This window comes from Streptomyces sp. NPDC096324, assembly GCF_044763015.1.
Lineage (GTDB): Bacteria > Actinomycetota > Actinomycetes > Streptomycetales > Streptomycetaceae > Streptomyces.
The window spans coordinates 138,800-152,296 of sequence record NZ_JBIWFK010000008.1; the positions used below are offsets into that span (position 1 = coordinate 138,800).

Consider the following 13,497-nt stretch of genomic DNA (forward strand, 5'->3'; position numbering starts at 1 on the left):
GGCCCCCGTGCGCCCTGGTGAGACCTCAGGCCGCCTTGCTCGCGCCCCCGCGGTGCCCCCGGACGATCTCCGCGTAGCGATGACCGCTGCCCTTGATCGTCCGTACCTGCGTCTTGTAGTCGACGTGCACGAGACCGAACCGCTTGTCGTAGCCGTACGCCCACTCGAAGTTGTCCAGCAGCGACCAGGCGAAGTAGCCGGCCAGCGGAACACCCTTGCGGGCCGCCGAGGCGCAGGCCGCCAGATGCTGTTCGAGGTAGGCGACGCGCTCCGGGTCGTCGACGGTGCCGTCGGGGCGTACGACGTCGGGATAGGCGGAGCCGTTCTCCGTGACGTACAGCTTGCGGGCGCCGTACTCGTTCGTCAGACGCAGCAGCAGCCGCTCGATGCCGGCGGCCTCGACCTCCCAGTCCATGCCCGTGACGGGCACGCCGGGCCGGCTGATCTGCCGCGCGTACGGGGCCGGACCGGTCGGGTCGTCGACCACGTGGGACGGGAAGTAGTAGTTGAGGCCCAGCCAGTCCAGCGGCGCGGCCATCGTCTCCAAGTCTCCCGCGACCTCCGGGAGTTCGACTCCGTAGACCTCGACCATGTCGGCGGGGAAGCCGCGGCCGTGCACCGGGTCGAGCCACCAGCGGTTGGTGTGCCCGTCCTGCCGCTTCGCCGCCGCGATGTCCTCCGGGCGGTCGGTGGCGGCCTCGATGCTGCCCAGGTTGTTGACGATGCCGATCTGCGCGCCGGGCGCGGCCGCGCGGATCGCCTGCGTGGCGAGTCCGTGCCCGAGCAGGAGGTGGTACGAGGCGCGGACGGCGGCCGTGAGGTCGGCCAGGCCGGGGGCCATCCGCCCCTCCAGGTGGCCGATCCAGGCCGAGCACAGCGGCTCGTTGAGGGTGGTCCAGTGCTGGACGCGGTCGCCGAGCCGTTCCGCGACCACCGACGCGTAGGCGGCGAGGTGGTGCGCGGTGTCACGGGCGGGCCAGCCGCCCCGGTCCTGGAGCACCTGGGGCAGGTCCCAGTGGTACAGCGTGACCGAGGGGGTGATGCCCGCCTCCAGCAGGCCGTCGATCAGCGCGTCGTAGTAGTCGAGCCCCTTGGCGTTGACCGGCCCGTCGCCGCCCGGCATCACCCGGGGCCAGGCGACGGACAGCCGGTAGGCGTTGGTGCCGAGCCGGCGCATGAGATCGATGTCCTCGCGCCAGCGGTGGTAGTGATCGCAGGCGACGTCCCCGTCGTCGCCGTTGTCGATCTTGCCGGGCGTGTGCGAGAAGGTGTCCCAGATGGATGCGGAGCGGCCGTCCTCGGCGACGGCACCCTCGATCTGATAGGCCGACGTGGCCGTGCCCCAAAGGAAGTCCTCCGGGAGGGCGGCAAGGTCGATGGTCACTGAAGTCCCTTCGTCGTCAATGGTGTCGATGTTCTCGGCGGGGCCGGTCACTTGACGGCTCCCGCCGTGAGCCCGGCGACGAGATAGCGCTGGAGCAGCAGGAAGCCGGCCACCACGGGGACGCTGACGACCAGCGAGGCGGCCATGATCTGGTTCCAGTAAACGTCGTTGAGCGTGGAGTAGCCCTGGAGGCCGACGGCGAGGGTGCGGGTGTCGTCGTTGGTCATCACCGACGCGAACAGCACCTCCCCCCAGGCGGTCATGAAGGCGTAGACGGCGACCGCGACGATGCCGGGGATCGCCGCCGGGACGACCACGCGGAACAGCGCCCCGAGCGGCCCGCAGCCGTCCACCAGCGCCGCCTCGTCGAGATCGCGGGGCACCGAGTCGAAGTACCCGATCAGCATCCAGATCGAGAACGGCAGCGAGAAGGTCAGATACGTGAGGATCAGACCGCCGCGCGAGCCGAACAGCGCGATCCCGGTGGCGTTGCCGATGTTCACGTAGAGCAGGAACAGCGGCAGCAGGAACAGGATGCCGGGGAACATCTGGGTGGACAGCACGGTGACCGTGAACACGCGCTTGCCGCGGAAGCTGTAACGGCTGACGGCGTAGGCGGAGAAGACGGCGATCACGACCGAGCAGCCCGTGGCGGCCCCGGCCACGATCAGCGAGTTCACGAAGTACTTCGCCAGCGGCACCGTCGACCAGATGTCGATGTACGGCCGGATGGTCAGCCCGCTCGGCAGCCAGCGGAACTTCCCCGAGACGTCCGCGAGCGGCTTCAGCGAGCTGGAGACCATGACGTAGACGGGCACCAGGACGAAACAGCTGAGCAGGGTGAGGAAGATCCGCCGGGACCACAGGAAGGACCGCGGCGGGGCCATCGGGGAGCGGGGTGTGGTGGTGCTAGACATCGGCCGTCTTCCTTCCCCGGGAGGTCAGCAGCAGGTAGGCGCCGGTCACCACGAGCAGGAAGAGCAGCAGCAGCACGGACATCGCCGAGCCGGTGCCGAAGTTCCAGGTGACGAAGGACGCCTGGTAGATGTGGACCGAGATGAGGTCCGCCGACTCCGGGGCGGTCTTGCCGAACAGGACGAACGGCGTGTTGAAGTCGTTGAACGTCCACAGGAACAGCACCAGCACCAGGACCTGGTTGACCGGCCGCAGCGACGGCAGGGTGATGCGGCGCAGTTGCTGCCACATCCCGGCCCCGTCGAGGGCGGCGGCCTCGTACAGCTCGCCCGGGATGTTCTGCAGGCCCGCCATGACGATCAGGAAGGCGAACGGCCAGCCCTTCCAGACGGACACGGTGAGCAGGGCGTAGAAGCTGTTGTCGCCGATCAGCCAGAAGGACGGCTTGTCGGTGAGGTGGAGCTGGTCGTGCAGGACGTGGTTCACCAGGCCGTTGTCGTGCTGGAACATGAACACCCAGGTGATCACGGCCGCGTAGACGGGCAGCGCGTACGGCACCAGGAACAGGGCCCGCAGCACACCCCGCCCCACGAAGTTGTCCTGCATGTAGATCGCGGCGGCCGTGCCGATCAGCCAGCACAGGCCGACCGAGAGCAGGGTGAAGGCGACCGTGACGAAGAACGAGTGCAGCAATGCCTCGCCGACGGGCTCGTCGAAGTGCACCGACACCGAGTAGTTGTCGAAGCCGGCCCAGGGCGCCGTGCCCCAGTCGCGGATGTAGAACTGCGTGAGCTCCTTGAAGCTCATCACGATGCCGATCACCATCGGCACCAGGTGGACCAGGAGTTCGAGGACCAGCGCGGGCAGAAGCAGCAGGTAGGGGAGTCCGATGCGCTTGATCCGCCCGGTGCGGCGCGGGCCGCGCGCCGCACCGGGGGAGCTCTTGCGCACCGTCCGCTCGCCGGGTTCGGCGGAAGCGGCGGTCGTGGTGGTCATGAGGGTGTCCGCACTCACTTCTTCGGCATCTGCTGCTGGGCCTTCTCGAGCGCCGCCTTCACCGACACGGTGGTCACCGCGCGTCCGCCGGCCGCGTCGGCGAACAGGCCCTTGATGGCCGTGCCGACCGCGGTCTCGAACTGCGACTCGTCGGCGACCTGCGGCAGCGCGGCCGCGCTCTTGGCCAGGGTGTCCTTCAGAACCGCGTTCGAGGGGGAGTTGAACGCGGTGTCCGTCTGGGCGCCCTTGACCGGCGGGATCGAGGTGTAGGCGCCGTTGAGGATCTTCTGCTCGGCGTCACTGGTCAGGAACTTCACGAACTTCGTGGCGCCGTCGAGGTTCTTGGTGTTCTTGAACACCGCGAGGTTGATGCCGGCGACCATCGAGTTGACGTTCGTGCCCGTGCCCGGAGTGCCGGACTGCACCGGCACCGGGGCGATTCCGTACGCGTCGTCGGCCATGCCCTGCGACTTGAGGTTGGCCGCCGCCGACTGCCACAGCAGCATGGCGTTCTTGCCCTTGGCGAAGTCGCTGACCGACTGGTTCTGGGCGTACTCGGCGTTGCCCGGGGCGATGATCTTGTCCTTCGCCATCAGGTCCACGTACTGCTTGACCGCGGCGACGACCCCGTCGTTGGTGAAGTCGGCCTTGCCGTCGGCGGTGAAGAAGTCGGCGCCGTGCTGCTTGGCGAAGACGAAGGCGTGGTGGATGTTCTCCGACGCGTTGGAGCCCTCCGCGCCGAGACCCCACTTGCCGTTCTTCGAGATCTTCTTGCCGTCGGCGATCAGCTCGTCCCAGGTGGCCGGCGGGTTGGCGATCCCGGCATCGGCGAACATCTGCTTGTTGTAGTAGAGCGCGTACGCCATCGAGTACAGCGGCACCGCGGCGGGGTCCTTGCCCTCGGCGCCCGTCGAACCCAGCGCGGAGTCGACGAAGCGGTCCTTGCCGCCGATCTTGTCGAAGTTCTTCGCGTCCCAGGGCAGCAGCGCGCCGGTGGCCTGGAGCGAGGCGCTCCAGGTGTTGCCGATGTTCAGGACGTCCGGGCCCTGGCCCGAGGTGGTGGCGGTGAGGATCCGGTTCAGCAGGTCGGACCAGGGCACGACCTCCAGCTTCACCTTGATGCCGGTCTGCTTCTCGAACTTCGCCAGTTCGGGGGCGAGCGTCTTCTTGTCGATCTCGATGCTGGCGCCCTGGTTGGACGCCCAGTACGTGAGTGTCTTGGGCGAGGCGTTGGACCCGCCGCTCGACGAGCCGCCGCCACAGGCGGTCGCGGCGGTCAGCAGAGTGATGGTGACCGCACCTGCGGCCGCGGCTCGGATTCTGCGCATGGCTGCTTTCGTCCCTTTCCCGGAGGGAGACATGAGGGGCGTCCGCGTTCACTTCCCGAACGATCCTCATGGCTTAATTTAGGACGTGAGTTAAGACCCGGAAGAAAGTCGCGTCAAGGGATCGCACAGGGGTATCTTGCAGGTCGGGCATGCCGGAAGGGACATCACATGGCGGGGCGGAACGGGCGGACAGTGCGTGACCTGCGGCGGGGCAACCGGACCGCCGTACTACAACGGTTGTATTTCGACGGCCCGTTGAGCCGCTACGAACTCGGTCCCGCGACCGGGCTGAGTTCCGGATCCATCAGCAACGTGGTCGCCGAACTCGTCGCCGACGGGCTCGTCGAGGAGGCCGGAAGCGTCGACTCCGACGGCGGACGCCCCCGCACCCTGTTGCGTGTCGTGCCCGGCAGCGGTCACATGATCGGCGTCGACGTCGGCGAGACCCGGGTCCGTATCGAGCTGTTCGACCTGACCCTGACCGAACTCGCCCGCACCGAGCGGCCGTTGGAACACCAGGGATACGACACCGACCGGCCGCTCCGGCGCCAGGAGTACGACGTCGACGTCATCGTCGGCCACATCCGCGACGGCATCGCCGAGGTCCTCGCCGAGGCGGACATCGCCCCCGGACAGCTCCTGGGCGTCGGCATAGGAGTGCCCGGCATCGTCGCCCGCACGCCCGAGCAGGGCGCGGTCGTGCACGGCCAGACCATCGGCTGGGACGCCGTCCCGCTGGAGTCCCTGCTCCGCTCCGCCTGCGAACTCCCCGACACCGTCCCGTACTTCGCGGACAACGGCGCCCGCACCCTCGGCCAGGCCGAGATGTGGTTCGGCGCCGGACGCGGCGCCCGCAACGCGGTGGTCGTGCTCTTCGGCTCCGGCGTGGGCGCCTCTCTCGTCACGGAGGAGGTCGAGAACGGCCGGTCCGTCGAATGGGGGCACCTGACCGTACGGGTCAGGGGCCGCCGTTGCCGCTGCGGCGCCCTCGGCTGTCTGGAGGCGTACGCGGGAGCGGAGGCGCTCCTGGACCGCTGGCGCGAGGAGGGCGGGCGGCCCCCGGAGGGCACGGACGAGGAGACCGCGCTCACCGCGATGCTCGCCGCCGCCTACCCGCCCGAGGGCACCGAGCCCGACCGCATCGCGCTCGCCGTCCTGGAGGAGACCGCGGAGTACCTGGGCGCCGGCCTCTCCGACCTGATCAACCTCTTCCAGCCCGAACGCATCCTCATCGGCGGCTGGGCCGGCCTCCAGCTCGGCTCCCGCTTCCTGCCCGCCGTCCGCCGGTACGCCTCCTCGTACGCCCTGAGCTACCCCGCCCAGCACGTCACCGTGGACCTCGGCCGGCTCGGCCCCGACGCCGTCACGGTCGGCGCCGCGATCCTCCCGCTGGCCGACTTCTTCGCCCGCGGCGGCCGGCGCGCGGAACCCGCGCCGACCGGACCGTCACCCGCCTGGCGCACGGCCCTGGAGGAACGCGCACCGCACTGATCCCCACGGCGACCGCGCCCGAGGCGGAGGCGCCCGCCCGGCTCAGCCGAAGGCGTTCACGCCGGTCAGCTCGGCCGACAACTCCCACAGCCGGGAGGCCTGTTCGGGATCGGTCGCGTAGGCGCTCACGCCGGTCCGGGTGCCGTCCGCCGGAGCGGGTTCCGCGATGTCGCAGTCCTCGCAGTACACCCCGCCCATGCCGGCGAGCCGCGGCGAGGTAGCGGCCCACACCTGGGTGGCCGCACCCTGCTCGGGCGTCTTGAAGCCCTCGGGGTTCAGCGGCTTTCCGTCCTCGTCGATCCAGCCGCGCTCGACCATCTCCTCCCGGGGCAGGTGCCGCTGGAGCGGGGTGAGGATGCCACCGGGGTGCAGCGAGAAGGCCCGTACGCCGAAGTCCCGTCCCCGTCGGTCGAGTTCCACGGCGAAGAGCACGTTCGCCGTCTTCGCCTGCCCGTAGGCCCCCCACTTGTCGTAACCGGTCCGCCAGTGCACGTCGTCCCAGCGGATGCCGGAGTTGTGGTGGCCGGCGGAGGACACGGACACGACCCGCGCGCCGCCCGGCGCGATCGCCGGCCAGAGGCGGTTGACCAGCGCGAAGTGGCCGAGGTGATTGGTCGCGAACTGCGCCTCCCAGCCGGGGCCGACCCGCGTCTCGGGGCAGGCCATGATGCCGGCGCTGTCGATGACGACGTCGATGACGCGGCCCGAGGCGAGGAACCGCTCGGCGAAGGCGCGCACGCTGTCCAGGTCGCCGAGATCGAGTTCGTCGGTCTCGGCGCCGTCGATGCCGGCCAGCGCCTCGCGCGCGGTGGCCGGGCGCCGCGCGGGGACCACGACATGGGCGCCCGCCCCGGCCAGGGCCCGGGTCGTCTCCAGGCCGAGGCCCGAGTAGCCGCCCGTGACGATCGCGAGCTTTCCGGAGAGGTCGATGCCCCGCAGGACGTCGTCCGCGGTGCTCCGGGCACCGAATCCCGAACCGATCTTGTGCTGTGCAGTGCTCATGCCCCGCACGCTACGAATTGGAGCGGACTCGAAGTCAAACGGACACGGCCGGGGCGGCGAACGCCGGCCCGGGCAGAGAAAAGACCCCGACCGGATGGGGGAATCACGGTCGGGGCCGTCTGCGTGGGCGCCGATGGCGGTCGCCTCGCGGCGAAACGCTCCACAGGGCTTCAGCCGGACGATCGTCCCTGCGGGCTGGGGTGAGGCCCGGGGACACTGTCCCATCCGCACCCACGGTTTGTTCAACGGGTAACTACCTTTGGGTGTTCCCCGGAACGGGGCCGTCGGCGGTGACGTGCGTCACGGCGTCTCGCGGGTCCGGGCCCAGGTCAGCACCTGATCCAGCGTCCACGTGGTGACGACACGTTCCGGCGGCACCCCGCACTCCTCGGCCCGCGCGCACCCGTAGATCTGCCAGTCCAGTTGTCCGGGAGCGTGCGCGTCGGTGTCCAGGGAGAACAGGACACCCGCCTCGACAGCCCGGCGCAGCAGCCGGCGCGGCGGGTCGAGGCGCTCCGGACGGCTGTTGATCTCGACGGCCGTGCCGGTCTCCGCGCAGGCCGCGAAGACGGCGTCCGCGTCGAACGCGGACTCGGGCCGGCCGCGGCCCGTGATCAGCCGGCCCGTGCAGTGGCCGAGGATGTCCGCGTGCGGATTGCGCACGGCGGCGACCATGCGGCGGGTCATCGGCCCCGCGTCCATGCGCAGCTTGGAGTGCACGGACACGACCACCACGTCCACCCGCTCCAGCAGCTCCGGCTCCTGGTCGAGCGATCCGTCGTCGAGGATGTCGCACTCGATGCCCGTGAGCAGCCGGAAGGGCGCCCAGCGTTCGTTCAGGCGGGCGACGAGCGCCAGTTGCTCGCGCAGCCGCTCCGGCGACAGGCCGTTCGCCACGGTCAGCCGGGGCGAGTGGTCGGTGAGCACCGCCCACTCATGACCGAGCCGCGCCGCCGTGCGCCCCATCTGCTCGATGGGGCTGCCGCCGTCCGACCAGTCCGAGTGCAGGTGGCAGTCCCCCCGCAGCAGCTCCCGCAGACCCTCGCCACCCTCGGTGAGCGGTCCCGAGGCCTCCCGCTCGACTTTCTCCAGGTAGCCGGGCACCTCACCGGCCAGCGCCTCCCGCACCACCCGCGCGGTCTTCGGGCCGATGCCCTTGAGCGACTCCAGCGTCCCGTTCGCGGCGCGCTCGCGGACCTCGTCGGCGGTCAGCCCGGCGAGCAGACCCTGCGCGGTGCGGAAGGCCCGTACGCGATACGTGGGCGCCAGGCTCCGCTCCAGCAGGAACGCGATCCGGTCCAGGGCCTCGACGGGATCCATCGGCACTCCTCCCTGCGGTCGCGTCGGCCGCCGCACGCTTCCCCCAGCGTTGCCCAGCCGTCGCCGGACCGCACGGCGGACGTCCGGCGGCGGGGGCGGGGCCGGGTTCGCGGGCGGGCCCGGGCGGGAGCCTCGGCCGACCTCACCCGTCCTCACCCGGCCGGGTGAACGCCCCGTTGACGCCTGCTGCGGCCGTGCCGGGCCGCACGGGCGGGGGACTCTCGGCGCTCCGTCGCTGACCAGCGGGAAGAGCGGAAATCCCCTTACGCTCTAGTCATGACCGAAAGCGCGAGCCCTCACATCTCCCACCCACGGATCATGGTGCTCGGGGTGCAGCCGGGCACGCCGCCGTTCCGGATCATGGAGATCGACGGCGAGATGGTGGGCGAGGCGAAGGCGATCACGGACGTCCTGGAGTACGCGGCCGCGTACGGCATCACGGTCGACGATCTCGACGACCCCGACGTGGTCCGCTGGGTCGGCGGAGACAAACTCACCTGGCATCCGCGCTGACGCGACCGCGGCCACACGAAAGGGCCCGGCACGGGTCATCCGCCGGGCCCTCCGTCACGGCCACGCGAAAGGTTCCGGCACGCGGCGCCCCCATCGGCCCCGGCCACGCGAAAGGGTCCGGCGGGGTGTCCCCGCCGGACCCTTCATCGCTCGCCCGAGCGGCTCGTCAGCCCACCGTCCACTTCTGGTTGGCGCCGCCGGTGCACGTCCAGATCTGCAGGCGGGTGCCGTTGGCCGAGTTGTTGCCCGTGACGTCCAGGCATTTGTTGGCCTGCGGATTCACGAGGTCGTGAGCCGCGGTGACCGTCCATTTCTGGTTGGGTCCGCCGGTGCAGTCCCAGAGCTGGACCGTCGAGCCGTCCGCCGTGCCGTTGCCCGTGACGTCCAGGCACTTGCCGAGCGCGCGGATCGTGCCGTCGGCGGACACCGTCCACTGCTGGGCGCCCGTTCCGTTGCAGTCGTAGAGCTGTACGGGTGTTCCGTTGGCGGAGTTGGCGGCGGCCACGTCCACGCACTTGCCCGCGAGGCCCTTGATCGGGCCGCCGGCGCCGCCCGGGCCGTCGCTCGTGGTCACCTTCACCTCGTCGACGACGAGTTGCTGCGGGAAGGAGGTGGAGCCGTCGGGGTCGCCCGGCCAGTATCCGCCGACCGCGAGGTTCAGGATCAGGAAGAACGGCTTGTTGAACACCCAGGTGTTGCCGCCCAGATCGGCGGGCGCGCGCCGCTGGTAGACCGTGCCGTCCACCGACCAGGTGATCGAGTCGGGCGCCCAGTCGACCGCGAAGGTATGGAAGGCGTCGGCGAAGGCCTGGCCGTTCGGGAGGGAGTAGCCGGCGCCGATACCGGCGGAGCCGGAGTACCCGGGACCGTGGATCGTGCCGTGCACGGTGGACGGCTCGAAGCCGACGTTCTCCATGACGTCGATCTCACCGGAGTTGGGCCAGCCGACCTGCCCGATGTCGCTGCCCAGCATCCAGAACGCCGGCCACATGCCCTGCCCGCGCGGGATCTTCATCCGGGCCTCGACATGACCGTACGTCGACGTGAACTTCCCGGAGGTGTTCATCCGGGCCGACGTGTACTGACATGTGCCGTACCAGCACTGGTAGTTGGCCGGATTCTCCTTTCGGGCCGTGATCACCAGATGGCCCTGGCCGTCCAGTGCGGCGTTCTTGTTGCCCGACGTGTAGTACTGCCGCTCGTGGTTGTTGACGTTGTCGCCGGTCTCGAGCTGCCACTTGGAGGAGTCGACGGCCGAACCGGCGGCACCGTCGAAGGTGTCCTGGAACGTCACGGCCGCCGCGGCGACCGCCGGACCCGCGTGGGCGGGAGCGGCGACGACCGAGGCGGAGGCGACGAGCGCGGCGGACAGCGCGGCGAACAGACATCGGCGGAGCAGGCGTGGGGAGTCCATGACTCTCATTTCCGTACGGCCGCCCGTGACGGGGGAGCCGACTGAGGTGGGGGGTCCATGGTGGGGGGTCCATGCTTCGCCTCTTGATTTAAGGAGTGAGGAAACGACGTGTCAATACTCTGGTACGGACCAGCAGTTGACGTCGTCCGGTCGCGAACTCAGTCGCGGGAGCGCTTCCTGGGGTGAACGGCCCGGCCGAGCCGTCGGCCCAGGAGGAGGTAACCCACCAGCGCTCCGGTGGTGTTGAGGATGACGTCGTCGACGTCGAAGGAGCGGCCGGTGATGAGTGCTCCCTGGACGAGCTCGACCAGGAGCATGACCACCGCCGTCAGCGCGACGACGCGCAGGATGCCGCGGGTCTTCGGGAACACCACCGGCATCAGCACGCCGAAGGGCACCCCGAGCAGGAGGTTCCCGCCGATCTGCTTGACGGCGTCGCGCAGTTCGGGCTGGTCGAGATAGGCCCGCAGCGAGGCTCCGGGGTGCAGGTTGTTGTGGATCAGTGCCGTGGACGCCGGTGAGGGCTCCAGTGTCAGCCGGGCCAGCACGACGGCGAACCCCACCATGGCCGCGAACGCGATCAGCATGGCCAGCAGCCGGAAGGGCAGCGCCAGGGCGCCGGTCTCCCGGGCCGGCGCCGGAGCCGGCGTCCGCTCCGGTGTCCTGCGGCCGAGGAACGGCCACGACCTCTTCTCCGGCTTGCTCCGGTCCGTCTTCGAGGCCTTGCCGCCCCGGTCGGCCTTCGACGCCGACGTGCCTCGCCCGGTCTTCGGCGCGGGCTTTCCCCGGCCGGCCTTCGCGGCACGAGCGCGCAACGCGGTGCGGACCATGAGACCCTCCCCTTTTCAACTGCTCTCTGGTGCAGCCCGCTTACCCCGGAAGGGTCCGACGATGCCCGGCGTCTCGGCCGAGGGGGGACTTCGGGACAAAGGGGAGTGTCTCTCGGACCGCGACCGCGACCGCGACCGCGACGGACGCCGGCGCCGGGGCGGTGGTGTGCCCGCCCCGGCGCCGACGGCTTCGTCCCATCTCGGGCTCCGCCCGGACTCATGCCCCGTAGGTGACCGTCACGTCCGTGAAGCCGAGCGAGCGCAGCAGGCCCTCGAGCATGCTGGTGGTGTTCTCCTCGGCCCGTGCGGTGAGGCGGCTGTCCTTCGCGGCCTTGCCGATGTGCTGGGCCGCGAGACGCTGCACGGCCCGCTCGTCGTTCGGGTTGTCCGAGAAGACGTCACCGAGCCGGTCGAGCAGACCACGCTGTTTCGAGACGGCGTAGGAGTGGTCGGGGTCGAGGGCGGGTTTGCCCAGTGCGGCGTGCGGCAGGCGGAGCGTGGCCGACGTACGGTCGCCGTTGACCGTCACGTCCTTCTGGCCAATGCGCCCGAGATCGACATAGGCGTCGACGGTCCCGGCTCCCACGTACAGCGTGCGGGTGCCGCGGATCGCGTCGGGCAGGTACTTCGCGTCCTTCTCCAGGTCCACGACCACCTGGAAGTTGCCCGACGCGGCGTCGTAACGGCTCATGTCCTGGATGGACTTGAGCAGCGTGGGGCCCGAGTTGTCGTGGGTCTCCGTGCCGAACACATCGCGCAGCCCCGGCAGAACGGCCAGCCGCAGCCCGGCGAACAGCACCACGAGCACCAGCACGAAGGCGGAGACCACCTTCGCCCAGCCGGGCATGCGTTTGATGGACGTCGTCATGTCGACGGTCCTCCTTTCGCCTGTCCGTGTACCCCCCAAGCCCCCTGACAGGCCGCCGGGTTGGCCGCGGGTCGCGTGGCGGAGGCGGTCGGTGGATCGTGTGGCGGGGTCACCCGGGGCCGGGTGGGCGGACGGTACGGCGTCCGGGACGGCCCTGGACGGCCCCGGACGGCCCGGACTGGCGAGACGCCGGTGCCGGCCGCGGCCCCCGGTCGAGCCCGGGCGTCGTGGGCCCGGTGGCGCGTGGCCCGTGCCCTCCGCGAGGGACGCCCTCGTACGGTCCCCCGTACGACCTCGCCGCCGGGCGCGGCCGTGGCCGGTACGGCGCCCCGCGAGGCACCCCGCGGGCCGATCCGCAACCGGAAAGTCCCCGGTCGAAGGCCCGAAAGGTGCCCAGTAGCATGAGGTGCGCACTCCGGGCCGATCTTGTGCCCGGCGACGCGATCCGGTTCGACCATGCGAGGAGCGGACGTGCGTGACATCGCCGTGTTCAGCGGTAGTGCCCATCCAGAGCTCGCGGCCGAGCTCTGCGCCCACCTCGGTGTGCCCCTCAGCCCGACCCGCGTCAGCCGGTTCGCCAACGACTGCCTCGAGGTGCAGCTCCAGGCCAACTGCCGCGAACGTGATGTCTTCCTGGTGCAGCCCCTCGTCACCCCGGTGCAGGAACACCTGGTCGAACTCTTGATGATGTGCGACGCGGCGCGCGGTGCCTCGGCCGGGCGGATCACCGTGGTCATGCCGCATTATTCGTACGCACGTTCGGACAAGAAGGACATGCCGCGGATCTCCCTGGGCGGCCGGCTCGTGGCCGACCTGCTGGTGGCGGCCGGTGCGAGCCGGGTCCTCGCGATGACACTGCACTCCCCGCAGGTGCACGGCTTCTTCTCGGTGCCGGTCGATCATCTGCACGCCCTGCGGGAGCTCGCCGCGCACTTCCGGGCCAACGACCTGTCGCGTACGACGGTGGTCTCGCCCGACCTCGGCAACGCGAAGGAGGCCGCCGCGTTCGCGCGGCTGATCGGCGCCCAGGTGGCCGCCGGTGCCAAGCAGCGGTTCGCCGACGACCGGGTGAGCATCTCCTCGGTCATCGGCGAGATCGCCGGGCGCGATGTCATCGTGCTGGACGACGAGATAGCCAAGGGCAGCACCGTTCTCGAACTCCTCGACCGACTGCGCGAGTTGGGGCCGAAGTCGATCCGGGTCGCCTGCACCCACGGGCTGTTCGCGGCGGGAGCGCTCAAGCGGCTCAGTGAGCAGCCCGACGTACTGGAGATCGTCTGCACGAACACCGTTCCGGTCCCGGACGAGGAGTACACCGAAAAGCTGAGCGTCCTGTCCATCGCCCCGGCGCTCGCCGAGGCGGTCCGGCGCATTCACAACGGTGAGTCCGTCAGCGCCCTGTTCGACGCGCCCCGGAACCAATAGACAGGAGGGAG

12 protein-coding genes are annotated in these 13,497 nt (G+C 70.3%); 3 read left to right on the top strand and 9 right to left on the bottom strand.

The genetic code is table 11. The features are described 5' to 3' along the window. Window positions 1–25 precede the first annotated feature (25 nt). From ACIQ7M_RS23105 to ACIQ7M_RS23120, 4 genes are read right to left on the bottom strand one after another with little or no spacing between them, the layout of a single operon-like run. The gene (locus ACIQ7M_RS23105) at window positions 26–1,384 is read right to left on the bottom strand and encodes a GH1 family beta-glucosidase (RefSeq protein WP_386988107.1); all 1,359 of its coding nucleotides are present in this window, start codon (window positions 1,382–1,384) and stop codon (window positions 26–28) included. Window positions 1,385–1,431: 47 nt separating this feature from the next. Then, window positions 1,432–2,301, bottom strand: coding sequence for a carbohydrate ABC transporter permease (locus ACIQ7M_RS23110; protein ID WP_389840062.1), 870 nt, complete (start codon window positions 2,299–2,301; stop codon window positions 1,432–1,434). Then, window positions 2,294–3,295 carry a carbohydrate ABC transporter permease gene (locus ACIQ7M_RS23115; protein ID WP_389840060.1) on the bottom strand — a complete coding sequence of 334 codons (1,002 nt, stop codon included), beginning with the start codon at window positions 3,293–3,295 and terminating at the stop codon, window positions 2,294–2,296. The genes ACIQ7M_RS23110 and ACIQ7M_RS23115 overlap by 8 nt, the downstream gene beginning before the upstream one ends. A gap of 14 nt (window positions 3,296–3,309) precedes the next feature. Continuing rightward, window positions 3,310–4,623, bottom strand: coding sequence for an ABC transporter substrate-binding protein (locus ACIQ7M_RS23120; protein ID WP_403647289.1), 1,314 nt, complete (start codon window positions 4,621–4,623; stop codon window positions 3,310–3,312). Window positions 4,624–4,791: 168 nt separating this feature from the next. On the opposite strand from ACIQ7M_RS23120, the gene ACIQ7M_RS23125 reads away from it, so the two are divergent. Further along, a complete protein-coding gene (locus tag ACIQ7M_RS23125; RefSeq protein WP_386988081.1) occupies window positions 4,792–6,114 on the top strand; it encodes an ROK family protein in 1,323 nt (440 codons plus the stop codon). 42 nt (window positions 6,115–6,156) lie between these two features. Here ACIQ7M_RS23125 and ACIQ7M_RS23130 read toward each other — a convergent pair whose 3' ends face one another. After that, on the bottom strand, window positions 6,157–7,116 hold the full coding sequence (locus tag ACIQ7M_RS23130; RefSeq protein WP_403647292.1) for an SDR family NAD(P)-dependent oxidoreductase: 960 nt from the start codon (window positions 7,114–7,116) through the stop codon (window positions 6,157–6,159). Window positions 7,117–7,416: 300 nt separating this feature from the next. Continuing rightward, on the bottom strand, window positions 7,417–8,436 hold the full coding sequence (locus tag ACIQ7M_RS23135; protein WP_403647295.1) for a PHP domain-containing protein: 1,020 nt from the start codon (window positions 8,434–8,436) through the stop codon (window positions 7,417–7,419). A gap of 276 nt (window positions 8,437–8,712) precedes the next feature. On the opposite strand from ACIQ7M_RS23135, the gene ACIQ7M_RS23140 reads away from it, so the two are divergent. Then, entirely contained in the window at window positions 8,713–8,949 is a 237-nt protein-coding gene (locus tag ACIQ7M_RS23140; RefSeq protein WP_361675434.1) for a hypothetical protein, read from the top strand. A gap of 166 nt (window positions 8,950–9,115) precedes the next feature. Here the strand turns inward: ACIQ7M_RS23140 and ACIQ7M_RS23145 are convergent, their stop codons facing one another. From ACIQ7M_RS23145 to ACIQ7M_RS23155, 3 genes are all read right to left on the bottom strand, one after another. Next, on the bottom strand, window positions 9,116–10,363 hold the full coding sequence (locus ACIQ7M_RS23145) for a ricin-type beta-trefoil lectin domain protein (RefSeq protein ID WP_403647299.1): 1,248 nt from the start codon (window positions 10,361–10,363) through the stop codon (window positions 9,116–9,118). Window positions 10,364–10,521: 158 nt separating this feature from the next. Continuing rightward, window positions 10,522–11,193, bottom strand: coding sequence for a VanZ family protein (locus ACIQ7M_RS23150; RefSeq protein WP_386988071.1), 672 nt, complete (start codon window positions 11,191–11,193; stop codon window positions 10,522–10,524). 217 nt (window positions 11,194–11,410) lie between these two features. Next, window positions 11,411–12,061 (bottom strand): DUF4230 domain-containing protein, encoded by a 651-nt coding sequence (locus ACIQ7M_RS23155; protein WP_403647302.1) that lies wholly within the window; start codon window positions 12,059–12,061, stop codon window positions 11,411–11,413. 471 nt (window positions 12,062–12,532) lie between these two features. Here ACIQ7M_RS23155 and ACIQ7M_RS23160 point away from each other — a divergent pair, with 471 nt between their 5' ends. Continuing rightward, window positions 12,533–13,486 (top strand): ribose-phosphate diphosphokinase, encoded by a 954-nt coding sequence (locus tag ACIQ7M_RS23160; RefSeq protein ID WP_382779585.1) that lies wholly within the window; start codon window positions 12,533–12,535, stop codon window positions 13,484–13,486. Window positions 13,487–13,497: the final 11 nt, after the last annotated feature.